The sequence below is a fragment of the Azospirillum agricola genome (assembly GCF_017876095.1).
In the GTDB taxonomy this organism is placed as follows: Bacteria; Pseudomonadota; Alphaproteobacteria; order Azospirillales; family Azospirillaceae; genus Azospirillum; species Azospirillum agricola.
In genome coordinates this window covers 157,554-173,493 of record NZ_JAGINM010000007.1, presented here as the reverse complement: position 1 = coordinate 173,493, position 15,940 = coordinate 157,554, and the positions used below count along the sequence as shown (strand labels likewise).

Below are 15,940 nucleotides of genomic sequence, written 5' to 3'. Positions count from 1 at the left end.
GTCATGCTTCCATGGGTGTTGCGGCGCTCGTTCCAGGCCGGGCTGGTGGTGCTGGCGATGACGCTTCTCGTCTTCGCCGGGCTGCACGTCGCCGGCAACCCGGTGGACATCCTGGTGCCGCCCGACGCCGACGCGGCCGAGCGCGCGCGCATCGCGGCGGTCTTCGGCCTGGACCGCCCCTTGTGGCGGCAGTATCTGCTGTTCCTCGAACGGGCGGTCCAGGGCGATCTCGGGCGCAGCTTCATCCACAACCGGCCCGCCCTGTCGCTGGTCTTCGAGCGGCTGCCGGCGACCCTGGAGCTGTCGGTGCTGGCGTTGCTGCTCGCCGCCGGTTTCGGGATTTCCCTGGGGCTGTTCGCCGGCCTGCGCCCGCAGACGCTCCCCTCCCGGCTGATCATGGCCGGCAGCGTGGTGGGCCTGAGCCTGCCGACCTTCTGGGTCGGGCTGATGCTGGTGGTGGCCTTCTCGGTCCGGCTCGGCTGGCTGCCCAGCTCGGGACGGGGGGACACGCAGGCGGTGCTGGGGGTGGAGTGGTCGTTCCTGACGCTGGACGGGTTGCGGCATCTGGCCCTGCCCGCCGCCAACCTCGCCCTGTTCAAGGTCGCGCTGATCCTGCGGCTGACCCGCGCCGGCGTGCGCGAGGTGGTGCATCTCGACTATGTCCGCTTCGCGCGCGCCCGTGGGCTGGCGCCGTCGCGGGTGGTCGGCGTCCACATCCTGCGCGCCATCATGATCCCGATCGTGACGGTGATCGGGCTGGAGTTCTGCTCGACCATCGCCTTCTCGATGGTCACCGAGAGCATCTTCGCCTGGCCGGGCATGGGCCGGCTGATGATCGAGAGCATCCAGGTGCTCGACCGGCCGGTGATCGTCGCCTATCTGGTCGCGGTCGTGCTGCTGTTCGTCGCCGTCAACCTGCTGGCCGACCTGCTCTACCGGCTGCTCGACCCGCGCGTCGGCCCGGCGGACGCCCCGGCGAACGCCACAGCGGGGGGCGCCCGATGAGCCTCGCCGCCGAAGCCCCGCCGCAGCAGGGGGAGCCACAAGACGGGCCACGCTCCTCCCTCGCAACGGTCTGGCGCGACTTCGCCGCGTCCGGCGTGGCGCTGGGCAGCCTCGCCGTCTTCCTCCTGCTGGCCGGCGCGGCGCTGCTGGCGCCGTGGATCGCGCCGCAGAACCCCTTCGACCTCACCCAGCTCGACCTGCTGGACGGCCGGCTGGCGCCGGGTTCGCGGAGCGGCGCGGGCGGCATCTATTGGCTCGGCACCGACGACCAGGGCCGCGACATGCTGTCCGCCATCCTCCACGGCCTGCGGCTCAGCCTGCTGGTCGGCATCGGGTCGGCGCTGGTCGCCGGATCGGCCGGGACCCTCGTCGGGCTGGCCGCCGCCCGGGCCGGCGGCCGGGCCGACAGCGCGCTGATGCGGCTGGCCGACCTGCAACTGGCCTTCCCGTCGATCCTGATCGCCCTGATGGTGATCGCCTTCCTCGGGCGCGGGATCGGCAACGTGCTGCTGGCGCTGATCCTGGTGGAGTGGGCCTATTACGCCCGCGCCGCCCGCTCCGCCGCCCTGGTCGAGCTGAAGAGCGAGTATGTCGAGGCCGCCCGCTGCCTGGTGCTGCCGGAAACGCGCATCCTGCTGCGCCATGTGCTGCCGAACTGCCTGCCCTCGCTGGTGGTGATCGCCACCACCCAGGTGGCCCGCGCCATCGCTCTGGAGGCGACCTTGAGCTTCCTCGGGCTCGGCGTGTCGGTGACCGAGCCGTCGCTCGGGCTGCTGATCGCCAACGGCCGCAACTACGTGCTGTCGGGCGAGACCTGGATCAGCCTCTACCCAGGCGTCGCCCTGCTCGCCGTGATGGCCGCCATCAATCTGGCCGGCGACCACCTGCGCGACTCCCTTAACCCGAGGCTCGAACGATGAGCGACTCCCCCTTGCTGGAGGTCCAGTCCCTGCGCGCCGAGCTGGCGACCCGGAACGGACCGCTCAACATGCTCGACGGCGTGTCCTTCTCGCTCAACCACGGCCGCGTCCTGGCGCTGGTCGGGGAATCGGGATCCGGCAAGTCGGCCACCGCCTTCTCGCTCATGGGGCTGCTCGACCCGCCGGCGCGGGTGGCCGGCGGGTCGGTGCGCTTCGCCGGGCGGGAGCTGGTCGGTCTGGCCGAGGCGGAGATGCGCCGGCTGCGCGGCAACCGGATCGCCATGATCTTCCAGGATCCGATGATGACCCTGAATCCGGTGCTGACCATCGGCGCCCAGATCGTCGAAACCGTGCTGGCCCACGCGCCGGTCGGGCGCGCCGAGGCCCGGCGGCGGGCGCGCGACGTGCTCGGCCGGGTCGGCGTGCCGGGGCCGGAGGAGCGGCTGGCCTGCCACCCGCACCAGCTGTCCGGCGGCCTGCGCCAGCGGGTGGCGATCGCCATCGCCCTGCTGCACCAGCCCGACCTGATCGTCGCCGACGAGCCGACCACGGCGCTCGACGCCACCATACAGGCGCAGATCCTGCGGGAGGTCCGGGCGCTCGTCACCGAACAGGGGACCGCCCTGCTGTGGATCACCCACGACCTGTCGGTGGCCGAACAGCTCGCCGACGATATCGCGGTGATGTACGCCGGCCGGATCGTGGAGCGGGGACCGGCGGCGTCGCTGCTGCGCCAGCCCACCCATCCCTACACCGCCGGGCTGATCGCCAGCCTGCCGCGCGGACGGCGCGGCAGCCGGCTGACGCCCATCCCCGGCCTGCCCCCGACGCTCGCCGGCCGCCCGTCCGGCTGCGCCTTCCGGCCGCGCTGCGGTGTCGCCGGGCCGGCCTGCGCCGCCGATCCGCCCTGGCGCGACCGCCTGTCCGGCGGCGTGTCCGGCGGTGCCGTGCGCTGCGTCACCCCCGGCCGGGCGGTGGCGGCATGAACGCGGCCGTGAGCGCGGCCGTGACCGAGGGGGCCTTGGCCGAGCTGCGCGCGGTCTCGCGCGTCTTCGCCCTTCCCGGCCGGCGCGGCGGCGCGCTGCGGGCGGTGGACGGCGTCGACCTCGCGGTGCGGCGCGGCGAGGTCGTCGGGCTGGTCGGCGAATCCGGCTGCGGCAAGTCCACCGTGGCGCGGATCATGGCCGGGGTGCTCGCCCCCAGCGCCGGAACCCTGCGGCTCGGCGGCCGCGACCTCGGCGCCCTGACGGCGGCCGAGGCTCGGGCGGCGCGGCTGCGGGTGCAGATGGTCTTCCAGAACCCCCACGCCAGCCTCAACCCCCGCTTCACCGTCGAGGAGATCGTCGGGGAGGCGGTGCGCGTCCACCGGCTGGTGCCGCGCGACGCCCTGGCCGACCATGTCGCCGCCCAGCTTCTGCGGGTCGGGCTCGACCCGTCGCTGCGGCACGGCCACCCGCACCGCTTCAGCGGCGGCCAGCGCCAGCGCATCGGCATCGCCCGCGCGCTGGCCGTCCGCCCGGACGTGCTGGTCTGCGACGAGCCGGTCACCGCGCTCGACGTCTCGGTCCGCGCCGGGATCCTCAACCTGTTCCTCGACCTGCGCGACCAGGGCGAGCTGGCGATCCTGTTCATCAGCCATGATTTGTCGGTGGTCGGGCACATCTGCGACCGGGTGGCGGTGATGTATCTCGGCCGCGTGGTCGAGGAAGCGCCGGTCGACGCCCTGTTCGACGCGCCACGCCATCCCTACACGCGGGCGCTGCTCGCCGACGCGCGCCACCCGTCGCCGTCGGCCTCCGCCCCGGCGGCGATCCCGGCGGCGATCCGGGGCGAGGCGCCGGCGCTGTCCGACCGGCCGTCGGGCTGCCGCTTCCACCCGCGCTGCCCCGTCGCAAGGCCGGAATGCATGATCCGCGAGCCGGCGCTGCGCCCGGTCGGGGCGGGGCACCGGGTGGCCTGCCTGCTCGCCGATGGCTGATCGCCCGAACCGCTCCGCGTTCCCCCGCCCGGCTCAGACCAGCGGCAGGGCCAGGGCGTCCTCCTCGATCTCGATGCCCAGCGCCTCGTTGAAGCGGTTGAAGAAGGCGCAGAGCGCGGTGCGCAGCGTCAGCTCGACCACCTGCTCCTCGCTGAAATGTTCGCGCAGCTGGGCGAACAGGGCGTCGCTCACCCGCGCCGGATCGCGGGGGACCTGCAACGCGTAGTCGCGGACCAGCCGGTCGATCGGGTCGAGTCCCGGCACGTCGGGTTCCAGGATGCGCTCCACGGTGTCGGCGGGCAGGTGCTCGGCGAGGCGCGGGGCGTGATGGGCGACGCAATAGGCGCAGGACGCCGCCTTCGACGCGGTCAGCAAGACGATCTCCAGATGCCGTTTGGAGATCACCGCGTCGGACGCGGATTCCAGCAGCAGCCCGAAGACGTGGCGCAACGCCGGCGGGCGGTGGGCGAAGACGCGCAGCATGTTGCCGAAGGGGCCGTAGTCGCGCTGGATGCGCTCGTAAACGGCGCGGGCCTCGCCGCCGACGTCCTCGACCTCGATGTTGCGGACACGGGCCATGGGGGAAAATCCTCGTTCAGTTTGAAAGGACGGCGTCGGCGAGGTGACAGGCGACCTGATGGTCGGCGCCACCGACCGCGCGCAGGGAGGGCGCCTCGCGGCGGCAGCGCTCGACCGCCAGCGGGCAGCGGGTGTGGAAGCGGCAGCCGGCGGGCGGCGCGAAGGCGCTGGGCGGATCGCCGGTCAGCGCCACCCGCGCCCGCCGCGCCACCGGGCGGTCGAGGTCGGGAACCGCGTCGAACAGCGCCTGGGTGTAGGGGTGCAGCGGACGCCGCCACAGCGCCTCGCGCGGGGCGGTCTCGACGATGCGGCCGAGATACATCACGCCGACCCGGTCGGCGATGTGCTCGACCACCGACAGATCGTGGCTGATGAACAGGAAGGCCACGCCGAGGTCGCGTTGCAGGTCGGCCAGCAGGTTGAGGATCTGCGCCTGCACCGACACGTCGAGCGCCGACACCGGCTCGTCGCACACCACCAATTGGGGCGACAGGGCGAGCGCGCGGGCGATGCCGATGCGCTGGCGCTGCCCGCCGGAGAACTCGTGCGGGTGGCGCGAGCCCGCATCCGCCGGCAGGCCGACGCGGGAGAGCAGGTCGGCGACACGGTCACGCCGCTCCGCCCGCCGGCCGATGCCGTGGACGTGCAGCGGCTCGGCCAGCAGCTGCCCGACGGTCCAGCGCGGGTCGAGCGAGCCGAACGGGTCCTGGAACACCATTTGGATCTTGCGGCGGATCGGACGCAGCGCCGCCCGGCTCTTTCCGGACAGCTCTTCGCCGTCCAGGCGGATGCGGCCGGCCGCCGGCTCGATCAGCCGCAGGATCGCCCGGCCGAGCGTCGATTTCCCGCAACCGGATTCGCCGACGAGGCCGAAGGTTTCGCCCGGCCGCACGGTCAGCGACACCCCGTCCACCGCGTGGACGACGCCGTGCGGCGTGTCGTAGCGGACGACGAGATCCTCGACCGCCAGCAGCGGCTCCCCGGACACGGAAGACTCAGGCGAGGCGGGCATGGGGAAGGCTATGGTTCGGGACAAGGAACTCTCCGACGCGAAGACAGGCGACGCGCCCGTCTTCCAGCGATGTGCCCCCAAGCGAGGTCAGGGGCGGCTCGGCGGCGGTGCAGTCCGTGGTCGCCAGCGCGCAGCGCGGGGCGAAGGCGCAGCCCGGCGGCATCGCCGCCAGCGACGGCACCGTGCCGGGGATCTCGGTCAGCCGGGAGCGCTCCCCGCCCTCGACGCGGCGGCGCGGGCGGGCGGCGATCAGGCCGCGCGTGTAGGGGTGCAGCGGGTCGGCGAACAGGGCGGCGGCGGCGCGCTCCTCCACCTTGCGGCCGGCGTACATCACCAGCACCCGCTCGGCGTGGCCGGCGACCACCCCCAGATCGTGGGTGATGAGGACGACGCCCATGCCGCCCTGCTTCAGCTCGTCGATCAGGTCGAGGATCTGCGCCTGGATCGTCACGTCGAGCGCCGTCGTCGGCTCGTCGGCGACCAGCACCGCCGGGTTGCAGGCCAGCGCCATGGCGATCACCACCCGCTGGCGCATGCCGCCGGACAGCCGGTGCGGGTGCTCGCCGAAGCGGCGGACCGGGTCGGGGATGTGGACGCGCTCCAGCAGCGCCAGCGCGCGGTCGCGCGCCTCGCGGCGGCCGACCGGCTCATGGTCGCGGATGGTCTCGACGATCTGCTCGCCGATGGTCAGCACCGGGTTCAGCGTGGTCATCGGTTCCTGGAAGACCATGGCGATGCGGCGTCCCCGCACATCGCGCAGAGCCTCCGGCCCGAGCCCCAGCAGGTTGCGGCCCTCCAGCCGGATCGCCCTGCCCTCGGCGCGGCCCGGCGGCGGGACGAGGCCGAGCAGGGCCAGCGCGGTGATCGACTTGCCGCAGCCGGACTCGCCGACGATGGCCAGCGTCTCGCCGCGCGCCACCTGGAAGGACAGGTTGCGCACCGCCAGCAGGCTGCGTCCGCGCTCCAGGAAGCGGATGGAGAGATCCTCCACCTCCAGAACGGGTTGTGAAGCGTGGGTCATCGGCGGTTCTGCCTGGGATCGAGAGCGTCGTTCAGCCCGTCGCCGAGCAGGTTCAGGGCCAGCACCGCCGCGACGATGGCGAGGCCCGGCACGGTGGCGACGTACCAGTCGGTGCGCAGCACCTCGCGGCCGGCGCCGACCATGCTGCCCCAGCTGACGATGTTGGGATCGCCGAGACCGAGGAAGGCGAGGCTCGATTCCGTCAGGATCGCCGACGCCACCATGATCGAGGCCGACACGACGATCGGCGCCAGCACGTTGGGCAGCACATGGGTCAGGATGATGCGCGCGTCCGACAGGCCGAGCACGATGCTGGCCTGCACCATCTCGCCGTCGCGCAGCCGCAGCACCTCCGCCCGCACCAGGCGGGCGAGGCTGGGCCAGGAGGTCAGCCCGATGGCGAGCACCACATTGGTCATGGTCGGTTGCAGGATGGCGACGATGACGATGGCGAACAGGAAGGGCGGGATGGTCTGGAACAGCTCCGTCACATGCATCAGCGCGTGGTCGGCGCGGCCGCGGAAGAAGCCGGCGACGGCGCCGACGCCGACGCCGATGACCAGCGACACCAGCGTCGCCACCGCGCCGATCAGCAGCGACACCCGCGCGCCGTGGAAGATGCCGGCGGCGATGTCGCGCCCCATCATGTCGGTGCCGAGCGGGAAGCCGGGGTCGGCGCCCGGCCACAGGAAGGGCGTGCCGACCATGTCGAGCGGATCGACCGGGTAGGCGACGTCGGCCAGCGCCGCCATGGCGAGGATGGCGCCGAGCAGGCCCAGCCCGGCGACCGCCGAGGGCCGGCGCAGCAGGCGGGCCGCCAAGCCCCGGCGGGCGGAACGCTCCGCCCGGGCAGGTGCGAAGGATGGTTCGGCGATGCTCATCGGGCCAGCTCGATGCGCGGGTCGAGCACCGTGTAGAGGAGATCGACCGCGAGGTTGACGACCACGACCACCGCCGAGCTGCACAGCAGGATGCCGAGCAGCAGGTTGAGGTCGCGTTGGAACAGCGCCTCGAAGGCGAGGCGCCCAAGCCCCGGCCAGGCGAAGATGGTCTCGACCAGCACCGCCCCGCCGAGGATCGAGCCGACCTGCACCCCCAGCATGGTCACCACCGGCAGCAGCGCGTTGCGCAGCACATGGCGCAGCGCGATGCGGCGCGGCTTCAGCCCCTTGGCGACGGCGGTGCGGATGAAATCCTGGGTCGTCACCTCCAGCATCGCCGCCCGCATCAGCCGGGTGTAGATGGCGAGGTAGAACAGCCCGAGCGTCGCCGCCGGCAGCACCAGATGGCGGGCGACGTCCCTGACGTGGTCCCAGCCGGCGTAGCCGGCCTCGACGCTGGTCATCCCGCCGACCGGCAGCCAGTCCAGCCCGACCGAGAAGACCACCACCAGCACCAGCCCGATCCAGAACACCGGCGTCGCGTAGAACAGCAGCGCCAGCGTCGAGATCAGCGTGTCGGCGAGGCGCCCGGCGTTGCGCGCGGCGACGACGCCGAGCGCCGATCCGGCCAGCACCGCGAAGCCGATGCTGGCGGTCATCAGCAGCAGGGTGGCCGGCAGCCGCTGCCCGATCAGTTCCAGCACCGGCAGACCGTGCCGGAAGGAGAAGCCGAGGTTGAAGGTCAGCAGATTCCCCAGATACTGGGCGAACTGCACCGGCAGCGGCTGGTCGAGCCCGAACTGGCGGCGCAGCGCCGCCATGTATTCCGGCGTGGCCGACCCCGCCTCCCCCGCCAGCACCTGGGCCGCGTCGCCGGGCGCCAGATGCAGCAGGAAGAAGTTGACGACGGCGATGCCGAGCACGACCAGCGCCATGTGCGCCAGCCGCCCCGCCCAGAAGCGGAGCCGCCGGCGGTTCAACCAAGGAGCCACCATGGTCAGTTCGACGCCGCCTTGTCGAACCAGGCGTCCTTCAGCGAGCCATAAATCTGGTCGCCGTGGGTCACCACGTCCTTCAGGTTGGCCGCGTGGACCGAGAAGAACTTCAGCTCGGCGAGCGGGATCGAGGGCAGATCGGTCTGCACGATCTGCTGGATCCTCTTGAAGGTGGCGATGCGGTCCTCCTGGCGCGCCTGCCCCTGGGCCTGGGCGATCAGGGCGTCGACCTCCGGGTTGCGGTAGCCGGAGCCGTTGGTCCAGGGCGTGTTCTTCCCCACCCAGCCCGACCAGTAGGCGCGCGTCACGCCGACCTGCGGGTCGGAGAAGGCGGCGAACCACGCGCTGGAGATGTCGAAGTCGCGGTCGCCGTACACGCGCTTGGTGAAGGCGGCGGTGTCCTGGCTGCGGATCGTCACCTCGATGCCGACGCGCTTGAGCGCCTGCTTCAGATACTCGCCGGTCCGCTTGTAGTCGTCGCCGTAGGGGATGAAATCGTGGGTCAGCGCGAAGCGCACCCCGTCGGCGCCGCGCTTGTAGCCGGCCTCGTCGAGCAGCGCCTCGGCCTTCCTGACGTCGAACTCGTACTGCGGGACGCTGGCGTCGTGGAAGGCCGGCAGCGTCGAGGGCACCGGGCTGATCGCCGGCTTGGCGAAGCCGTACCAGACGATGTTGGAGATCGCCTTGCGGTCGATCGCGTGGGCGATGGCGCGGCGGACCCGCACGTCCTTGAGGTACTGGTTGTCGACGTTCAGGTCGAAGAACAGCCAGGGCGAGATCCACTCGTAGCCACGCGTCTCGATCTTCAGGCCGGGCAGCTTGCCCAGCCGCTCGGCGTCCTTCAGCGGCACCGGGCTGAACACCGCGTACTGCACGTCGCCCTTCTCAAGCGCCGCGGCTCTGGCGGCGGCGTCGGGGATCACCTTGAAGACGACGCGGTCGAGGTGGGGCTTGCCCTTGTCCCAGTAGTTCGGGTTGCGCTCCAGGATCAAATGGTTGCCCTTGCTCCACTCCTTGAAGACGAAGGCGCCGGTGCCGACCGGCTTCAGGTTGTGGGGGTTGTTGAGGACGTCGGTCCCCTCGTACAGATGCTTGGGCAGCACCTGCGCGCCGTTGGAGTTGACCGAGCTGAGAATGGCCAGCGACGGCTCGCTCAGCCGCAGGATGACGGTGAGATCGTCCGGGGTCTCGACCCGCGTCACCCGGCCGAAGGTCGCCTGGTTGCGCGGGTGGATGGTCTTCCAGACATTCTCCAGCGTCCATTTCACGTCGGCGGAGGTGAAGGGGTGGCCGTCGTGCCAGGTCACACCCTTGCGCAGGAAGAAGGTGATCGACAGGCCGTCCGGCGCCACCTCCCACCGCTCGGCCAGGGCCGGCCTGGGGTTGAGGTCGAGGTCGTAATCGACCAGGCCGTCGAAGACGTTGCCGCTGATGAAGCCGGTCGGCGCCGCCGTGTTGATCGCCGAGGTCAGGGTGACCGGCTCGGGCTGGACGATGGCGGTCAGGGTGCCGCCGTCCCGCGGCGCCTGGGTCTGGCTCTGCGCCAGTGCCGTGCCGCCGAGCAGGGCGGCCGCGCCGGCGGCCAGCGCCGCGGCGCGCAGCAGGAGGGATCGGGAAGCGTTGGACGTCATGGAATGCCCTTGCTGATCTGTCCCACCGGACCAGCGGCCGGCGAGGGTTTGCACGATGGACCGGTGGCGGAGCGCGGATTAAAAACGTGAATTTTATGTTTTATATATCAATTCACTAGTATGATTGTAGAAAAATTGGACTGTCAAGCGGCATATTCACGTGTGCAAATCTGCTCGAACCTCGGCGTTGGCGGCGTCGCGTTCTTCATCGCATCTTCCGTGACGCCGACCGGACAGCCCAAAGCGGCGGCCTCTGCCCGACCGATCCTGCTCATCGCCGCGGCCATCCTCTCCCGGCACCGCCACGAATATTTAACGTGCAAGATTTGTTGTTTTTATCAAATTCTTCAGACTCTCATCAGTCACGGTTGACATCCCGATTATCCCAGTATGATTATAGTGATATCTTGAACGAAAATTCAGTGTGTTATGTCGATCGCAGCAAGCCCGGACAGCGCCGGAGGCCGACGCCTTCCCGCCCTCCGGCCGCCATTCGGTACGGTCGCCGTCACCCTCGCCCTGCTGGCCTTCTGGGAGGCCGCCTCCGGCCGCCTGTTCAACGCCTATTACCTGAGCCGCCCGAGCGAGCTGGCCTTGAAGATGCTCGACTGGGCGGCCAGCGGCTATCTGTGGCCGCATCTGCTGGCGACGCTGGCCACCACCGGGCTCGGCTTCGCGCTGGCCGCCGTCGGCGGCGTCGGCCTGGCGCTCGTCGCCGCCTCCAACGCCACGCTCGACCGGGTGCTCGCCCCCTTCGTCTTCATGAGCTTCGCCCTGCCCAAGGCGATGCTGGCGCCGGTGCTGATCCTGTGGTTCGGCGTCGGCTGGCTGCCCTCGCTGCTGCTGTCCTTTCTGACCAGCTTCTTCATGGTGTTCTTCAACGCCTACAGCGGCGTGCGCTCGGTCAGCCCGTCGCTGCTCAACTCCGTCGCCGTGATGGGCGCCGGGCCGGTGACGATGGCGCTCAAGGTGCGGCTGCCCGCCGCCCTGCCCTTCGTCCTGCTCGGGCTGCACCAGGGCGTCATCTACGCCTTCCATGGTGCCATCCTCGGCGAGATGTCGGCGTCCAACCTCGGGCTCGGCTACGTGCTGCTCTTCGCCGCGACCGACATGGACGCGACCGGCGTGCTGGCGGCGCTCGCCATCGTCGGGCTGCTCGCCTTCGCGCTCATCCGCCTCCTCAACACCATTCCCGGCCTGAAGGCCGCGGAGGGCCAGGGGTCATGACCCACGCTGAAATCCTCGCCCACCCCGCAGCCGCCCGTTCCGCCGGTGGCGAGCCGCTGCTGGCGATCGCCGGGGCGACCAAGTCCTTCGAGGCCAAGGGCCGGCCGACGCTGGCGCTCGACGACGTGTCGCTGACGCTGGCGCGCGGCGAGTTCGTGTCGCTGATCGGCCCGTCCGGCTGCGGCAAGACCACCCTGCTCAACCTCGTCGCCGGCCTGACGGCGCCCGACCGCGGGCGCGTGTCCTTCGGCGGGCGGGCGGTCAACGGCCCGAACACGCAGGTCGGCTACCTGACCCAGGACGACGCAGTGCTGCCCTGGCGCAGCGTGCTCGGCAACGTCATGCTGCCACTGGAGATCCGCCGCGTCCCCAAGCCCGAGCGGCGGGAGCGCGCCCGCGCCATGATCCGCCGCGTCGGGCTGGAGGGCTTCGAATCCCACTATCCGGGCCAGCTCAGCGGCGGCATGCGCAAGCGCATGAGCCTGGCGCGCACGCTGGTCTACAGCCCCGACTTCCTGCTGCTCGACGAGCCGTTCGGCGCGCTCGACGCCCAGACCCGCGTGCTGATGCAGCGCGAGCTGCTGGGCATCGTCCGCGACCTCAACCTCACCGTCATGCTGGTGACGCATGACCTCCACGAGGCGATCGCGCTGTCCGACCGCATCCTCGTCTTCTCCAGGCGCCCCGCCCGCCTCATCGACACGGTGACGCTGCCGCAGCCGCGCGACCGCGACCCGCTGCACCGCTCGCGCGCCGACGAGGCCGTGCATCGGCGCCTGTGGGACAAGCTGGCGGCGGAACTCGAAGCCGGGCCCGGTGGTGGCGGCACCGGTGGCGGAGGACACGCCCCATGACCGCCGTCACCCGCCGCGGCCTCGCCATCCTCGCGCTCCAGATCGGCATCGCCGCGCTGCTGCTGGCCGGCTGGGAGCTGGCGGCCGACCGGCTGGTCGACGCCCTGCTGATCAGCAAGCCGTCCGCCGTCGCGGCGCAGACCCTAGCTTGGCTGTCGCGCGGCATCCTGCAGAAGGCGGTGCTGGAGACCCTGGGAGTGGTGCTGGTCGGGCTGCTCTGGGGCGGCGGCGCCGGCATCCTCGCCGGGCTGCTGCTGGGATCCTTCCGCCGGGCCGGCGACGCGCTGGCGCCGATCGTCGACGTGCTGTTCGCGCTGCCCAAGGTGGCGCTGATCCCACTGTTCATCCTGTGGTTCGGGGCGGGCGACCAGCAGAAGATCGTGCTGGTCGCCGTCACCGTCTTCTTCCTCTTCTTCTACCCGGTGTTCCACGGCATCCGCGCCGTGCCGCCCGCGCTGGAGAACATGATGCTGATGTCCGGCGCCTCCTGGCCCCAGCGGGCGCGCATCCTCTACCTGCCGGCGTCGGTCGGCTGGCTGCTGGCCGCCCTGCGGGTGGCGCTGCCCTACGCCTTCGTGGCGGTGATCGGCGCCGAGATCGTCGCCTCGCGCGGCGGGCTCGGCCATCTGGCGCGCAGCAGCGCCACGGTGATGAACGCCGCCGGCACCTTCGCCGCCATCGTGACCCTGACCATCCTCGCCACCGCGCTCAGCGGCGCGGTCATCTGGCTGGCCGGGCGGACACGCTTCGCCCTGCGCTCCCGACCGCTTTAGCCATTTTCCATAAGGCAAGCCCACCATGACCTTCAAATCGCTGCTGACGGGCGGCCTTGCCGCCGCCTTCCTGCTGACCGCGCCCCAGGCGCCGGCCTGGGCCAAGGACAAGCTGGAGGTGGTCACCTCGACCACCGGCGTCCTGTTCGGCACCGCCTACATCGCCAAGAAGCTCGGCTATTTCGACGAGGTCGGTCTCGACGTCAGCCTCTACGACGGCAACGGCGGCTCCAACGCCGTCGCGGCCATCGTCGGCGGCAGTGCCCAAATCGGCATCGTCGGGCTGAAGAACATGTCCCAGGCGGTGCTGAAGGGCCAGTCGCTGAAGGCGATCGGCACCGGCGTGCAGGGCTTCCCCAACGCGCTGGTCGTCCGCAGCGAGTTGCTGAGGGACGGCAAGGTCAACGCCGACAGCAGCCTTGCCGAGAAGGGGGCGGTGCTGCGCGACCGCGTCATCGCCGTCACCGACATTGGCGGCTCCAGCGGCGAGTTCGCGCGCTTCATCCTGAAGCAGGCCGGGCTGCCGGCCGACAAGGCGACCATCATCAACCTCAACAGCATCGCCGGCCAGCTCGCCTCGCTGAAGGCCGGGAAGATCGACGCCTTCGTCAACGGCTCCCCCACCATCGAGACGGCGGTGCGGGACGGCTACGGCACCGCGCTGGTCGTTCCCTCGCGCGACCTGAAGGACATCACTGCCTTCGAATACACGGTCCAGGCGGTGCGCGCCGACTTCCTCAAGCAGAACCCCGACGTCGTCGAGCGCTACCTGAAGGCGCTGGACAAGGCGATCAAGGTCTCGCGCAGCGACCCCGCCAAGGCCAAGGCCGCCGTCTTCGACTTCCTGGCCGAGCAGGCGAGCGCCGACAACGCCTACCCGGCCGAGATCCAGGATCTCGCCTGGACCAACACCCTCCCCTACTTCCCGACGAGCGTCGCGCTCGACGACGCGAAGCTCACCGCGTCGCGCGCCTTCTTCGGCGTGTCCGAGACGCTCGACAACGCCGCCCTCACCGACAACACGATCGCCCGCAAGGTCGCGGGGCAGTGAGGCCCCCGGAGGAACCCAGCATGTCCATCGGCATCCCGACCGCCCAGGCCCAGGCTCCGCTCCAGACGTCGGACGTCGCCAGCCTCGTCCGCCAGGACCGCGTCCACCGCTCCATCTACCAGGATCCGGCGATCTTCGCGCTGGAACAGAGGCAGCTCTTCGGCAAGGCGTGGCTCTACATCGGCCATGAGTCGCAGATCCCCAACCCCGGCGACTTCGTCACCCTGAAGCTGGGCACCCAGCCGGTCGTCCTCGTCCGTCACAAGGACGGCACCGTCCATGTGCTCTACAACCGCTGCGGCCACCGGGGCGCCGTCGTCTGCAACGAGCCGAAGGGCAACGCCGCCAGCTTCCAGTGCTGCTACCATGGCTGGACCTTCGCGACGGACGGCGCGCTGGTCGGCGTGCCGCAGCGCAAGGGCTACGCGGCGGACATCGACCTGCGCGACCCGAGCCTGGGCATGGTGCGGCTGCCGCGCGTCGCCAGCTACCGCGGCTTCGTCTTCGCCAGCCGCGCGGCGGACGGTCCCGACCTGGACACCTTCCTCGGCCCGGTGCGCAAGAGCATCGACGACATCATCGCCCTGTCGCCCGACGAGGAGATCGCCGTCGTCGGCGGCGTCCACAAATACGAGTTCCGCGGCAACTGGAAGCATCAGATCGAGAATCTGAACGACATGTACCACCCCTTCTTCTCTCACGCCTCGACGGTGGAGAAGGACGGGCGCCAGTTCCAACGCCGCAGCGGCGACACGGAGGGCGCGCAGATCGGCGGCCAGTCGGGCGGCCCGAACGCGGTGTTCGAGAAAATTCCCCTGCGCGGCTTCCCCTTCGGCCACAGCCTGTGCGGCGCCATGCCCTTCAACGGCGAGCGCGGCGGCCCCGTCTTCGAGGAGTACCGGCGCCGCCTCATCGCCCGCCACGGGGAGGAGCGGACGCGTGCGATCCTGACCGTCGACTGGCACAACACCATCGTCTACCCGAACCTCTGCCTCCAGTCGGCGGCCCAGCACATCCGCGTCATCAACCCGGTCGCGGTGGACCGGACCGAGGTCTACGTCTACCCGATCCTGCTGAAGGGCGTGCCGGACCCGATCAACCACGACGTGATCCGCTACCTGAACGTCACCCACGCCGCCGCCTCGCTGATCCAGACCGACGATCTGGAAGCGTTCGAGCGCATCCAGAGCGGCATCGAGACCGACGGCGCCGACTGGCTCGTGCTGGCGCGCGGGGCCGACAAGGACGTCGAGGAGGCGGATGGAAGCTGGTCCGGCATCGGGACGAGCGAGTTGCCGATGCGCAACCAGTATCGCGCCTGGACCCGCTACCTGTCGGAAGGAGCCCTGTGATGCCGGACAGCCTGCACCCCGCCCCGCTGGCGAAGCCCACTCTGGCGGAAGTCGAGGCCTTCCTCTACGGGGAGGCCCGCCTGCTCGACGAACGCCGCTTCGAGGAATGGGAGGAGCTGTTCACGGCGGACGGGTATTACTGGGTTCCGACCGAGCCTGGACAGACGGATCCGCTGACCCGGGTGTCGATCTTCTACGACGACCGTGCCCTGATGCGACGGCGTATCCAGCGCCTGCGCCATCCGGACATCCATGTCCAGGATCCGCCGTCCCGCACCGTGCGGATCGTCGGGAACGTCCGCGCCGACCACGAGGAAACGGAGGACTCCCGCACCCTGCACCTCCACACCTCCAGCCTGATCGTCCTGGAGTACCGGCTGGGGACGCAGCGCAGCTTTGGCGGGCTGGTCACCCACGCGCTGACGCGGGAGAACGGCTCGCTGCGCATCCGATGGAAGAAGGTCGAACTGATCAACGCCGACGGCGTCTTCGGTCCGCTCGCCATCCCGTTCTGACGGACCGGCCGGCACCGATGCCGCAGCCGGGTGTCCTGGCAGGCACGCGGTGCCGGTTCACGACCGGCGACCCGGAGTTCACCCTTCCTCCGCCGCTGCGCGCGAGCCACGTCGCGGCGTGGTCGAGGGAGGCGCGCTCCGACGGC

16 protein-coding genes are annotated in these 15,940 nt (G+C 70.8%); 10 read left to right on the top strand and 6 right to left on the bottom strand.

Going from position 1 to position 15,940, the window contains the following annotated elements:
* The first annotated feature begins 3 nt into the window (after window positions 1-3).
* From J2847_RS12435 to J2847_RS12420, 4 genes are read left to right on the top strand one after another with little or no spacing between them, the layout of a single operon-like run.
* Window positions 4-1,005: an ABC transporter permease gene (locus J2847_RS12435; protein ID WP_209779275.1), complete on the top strand. Its 1,002-nt coding sequence runs from the start codon at window positions 4-6 to the stop codon at window positions 1,003-1,005.
* Window positions 1,002-1,925, top strand: a complete 924-nt coding sequence (locus tag J2847_RS12430) for an ABC transporter permease (protein WP_209779274.1) — start codon at window positions 1,002-1,004, stop codon at window positions 1,923-1,925. The genes J2847_RS12435 and J2847_RS12430 overlap by 4 nt, the downstream gene beginning before the upstream one ends.
* Entirely contained in the window at window positions 1,922-2,911 is a 990-nt protein-coding gene (locus J2847_RS12425; RefSeq protein ID WP_209779273.1) for an ABC transporter ATP-binding protein, read from the top strand. The genes J2847_RS12430 and J2847_RS12425 overlap by 4 nt, the downstream gene beginning before the upstream one ends.
* A gap of 8 nt (window positions 2,912-2,919) precedes the next feature.
* Window positions 2,920-3,903, top strand: a complete 984-nt coding sequence (locus J2847_RS12420; RefSeq protein ID WP_325169396.1) for an ABC transporter ATP-binding protein — start codon at window positions 2,920-2,922, stop codon at window positions 3,901-3,903.
* Between the two features lie 33 nt (window positions 3,904-3,936).
* On the opposite strand, the gene J2847_RS12415 is transcribed toward J2847_RS12420, so the two are convergent.
* The 6 genes from J2847_RS12415 to J2847_RS12390 are packed head-to-tail and all read right to left on the bottom strand — an operon-like array spanning window position 3,937 to window position 10,022.
* Window positions 3,937-4,482 (bottom strand): carboxymuconolactone decarboxylase family protein, encoded by a 546-nt coding sequence (locus J2847_RS12415; RefSeq protein ID WP_209779271.1) that lies wholly within the window; start codon window positions 4,480-4,482, stop codon window positions 3,937-3,939.
* 16 nt (window positions 4,483-4,498) lie between these two features.
* Window positions 4,499-5,470, bottom strand: a complete 972-nt coding sequence (locus J2847_RS12410) for an oligopeptide/dipeptide ABC transporter ATP-binding protein (protein ID WP_325169395.1) — start codon at window positions 5,468-5,470, stop codon at window positions 4,499-4,501.
* A gap of 7 nt (window positions 5,471-5,477) precedes the next feature.
* Window positions 5,478-6,515: an ABC transporter ATP-binding protein gene (locus tag J2847_RS12405; protein ID WP_209779269.1), complete on the bottom strand. Its 1,038-nt coding sequence runs from the start codon at window positions 6,513-6,515 to the stop codon at window positions 5,478-5,480.
* Window positions 6,512-7,396, bottom strand: coding sequence for an ABC transporter permease (locus J2847_RS12400; protein WP_209779268.1), 885 nt, complete (start codon window positions 7,394-7,396; stop codon window positions 6,512-6,514). Before J2847_RS12400 ends, J2847_RS12405 begins: the two co-directional genes overlap by 4 nt.
* On the bottom strand, window positions 7,393-8,391 hold the full coding sequence (locus J2847_RS12395; RefSeq protein WP_209779267.1) for an ABC transporter permease: 999 nt from the start codon (window positions 8,389-8,391) through the stop codon (window positions 7,393-7,395). The genes J2847_RS12400 and J2847_RS12395 overlap by 4 nt, the downstream gene beginning before the upstream one ends.
* 2 nt (window positions 8,392-8,393) lie before the next feature.
* Window positions 8,394-10,022 (bottom strand): ABC transporter substrate-binding protein, encoded by a 1,629-nt coding sequence (locus tag J2847_RS12390; RefSeq protein WP_209779266.1) that lies wholly within the window; start codon window positions 10,020-10,022, stop codon window positions 8,394-8,396.
* Window positions 10,023-10,451: 429 nt separating this feature from the next.
* On the opposite strand from J2847_RS12390, the gene J2847_RS12385 reads away from it, so the two are divergent.
* Genes J2847_RS12385 through J2847_RS12360 form a run of 6 tightly spaced genes read left to right on the top strand, consistent with a single transcriptional unit; the run spans window position 10,452 to window position 15,794 of the window.
* The gene (locus tag J2847_RS12385) at window positions 10,452-11,249 is read left to right on the top strand and encodes an ABC transporter permease (RefSeq protein WP_209779265.1); all 798 of its coding nucleotides are present in this window, start codon (window positions 10,452-10,454) and stop codon (window positions 11,247-11,249) included.
* Window positions 11,246-12,103: an ABC transporter ATP-binding protein gene (locus tag J2847_RS12380; RefSeq protein WP_209779264.1), complete on the top strand. Its 858-nt coding sequence runs from the start codon at window positions 11,246-11,248 to the stop codon at window positions 12,101-12,103. Before J2847_RS12385 ends, J2847_RS12380 begins: the two co-directional genes overlap by 4 nt.
* Window positions 12,100-12,876: an ABC transporter permease gene (locus J2847_RS12375; RefSeq protein ID WP_209779263.1), complete on the top strand. Its 777-nt coding sequence runs from the start codon at window positions 12,100-12,102 to the stop codon at window positions 12,874-12,876. Before J2847_RS12380 ends, J2847_RS12375 begins: the two co-directional genes overlap by 4 nt.
* 25 nt (window positions 12,877-12,901) lie before the next feature.
* Complete coding sequence (locus J2847_RS12370; protein WP_209779262.1) at window positions 12,902-13,927, top strand: ABC transporter substrate-binding protein; 1,026 nt, start codon at window positions 12,902-12,904, stop codon at window positions 13,925-13,927.
* A 20-nt stretch (window positions 13,928-13,947) separates the two neighbouring features.
* Window positions 13,948-15,279, top strand: coding sequence for an aromatic ring-hydroxylating oxygenase subunit alpha (locus tag J2847_RS12365; protein ID WP_209779261.1), 1,332 nt, complete (start codon window positions 13,948-13,950; stop codon window positions 15,277-15,279).
* Window positions 15,279-15,794 (top strand): aromatic-ring-hydroxylating dioxygenase subunit beta, encoded by a 516-nt coding sequence (locus J2847_RS12360; protein ID WP_209779260.1) that lies wholly within the window; start codon window positions 15,279-15,281, stop codon window positions 15,792-15,794. Before J2847_RS12365 ends, J2847_RS12360 begins: the two co-directional genes overlap by 1 nt.
* The last annotated feature ends 146 nt before the right edge of the window (window positions 15,795-15,940 follow it).

Bases quoted from the DNA above. Each gene is read 5' to 3' on its own strand.
- J2847_RS12370 (WP_209779262.1), top strand. From the start codon at position 12,902: ATGACCTTCAAATCGCTGCTGACGGGCGGCCTTGCCGCCGCCTTCCTG.
- J2847_RS12400 (WP_209779268.1), bottom strand. From the start codon at position 7,396: ATGAGCATCGCCGAACCATCCTTCGCACCTGCCCGGGCGGAGCGTTCC.
- J2847_RS12360 (WP_209779260.1), top strand. From the start codon at position 15,279: ATGCCGGACAGCCTGCACCCCGCCCCGCTGGCGAAGCCCACTCTGGCG.
- J2847_RS12395 (WP_209779267.1), bottom strand. From the start codon at position 8,391: ATGGTGGCTCCTTGGTTGAACCGCCGGCGGCTCCGCTTCTGGGCGGGG.
- J2847_RS12435 (WP_209779275.1), top strand. From the start codon at position 4: ATGCTTCCATGGGTGTTGCGGCGCTCGTTCCAGGCCGGGCTGGTGGTG.
- J2847_RS12415 (WP_209779271.1), bottom strand. From the start codon at position 4,482: ATGGCCCGTGTCCGCAACATCGAGGTCGAGGACGTCGGCGGCGAGGCC.
- J2847_RS12405 (WP_209779269.1), bottom strand. From the start codon at position 6,515: ATGACCCACGCTTCACAACCCGTTCTGGAGGTGGAGGATCTCTCCATC.
- J2847_RS12425 (WP_209779273.1), top strand. From the start codon at position 1,922: ATGAGCGACTCCCCCTTGCTGGAGGTCCAGTCCCTGCGCGCCGAGCTG.
- J2847_RS12430 (WP_209779274.1), top strand. From the start codon at position 1,002: ATGAGCCTCGCCGCCGAAGCCCCGCCGCAGCAGGGGGAGCCACAAGAC.
- J2847_RS12365 (WP_209779261.1), top strand. From the start codon at position 13,948: ATGTCCATCGGCATCCCGACCGCCCAGGCCCAGGCTCCGCTCCAGACG.
- J2847_RS12390 (WP_209779266.1), bottom strand. From the start codon at position 10,022: ATGACGTCCAACGCTTCCCGATCCCTCCTGCTGCGCGCCGCGGCGCTG.
- J2847_RS12385 (WP_209779265.1), top strand. From the start codon at position 10,452: ATGTCGATCGCAGCAAGCCCGGACAGCGCCGGAGGCCGACGCCTTCCC.
- J2847_RS12380 (WP_209779264.1), top strand. From the start codon at position 11,246: ATGACCCACGCTGAAATCCTCGCCCACCCCGCAGCCGCCCGTTCCGCC.
- J2847_RS12375 (WP_209779263.1), top strand. From the start codon at position 12,100: ATGACCGCCGTCACCCGCCGCGGCCTCGCCATCCTCGCGCTCCAGATC.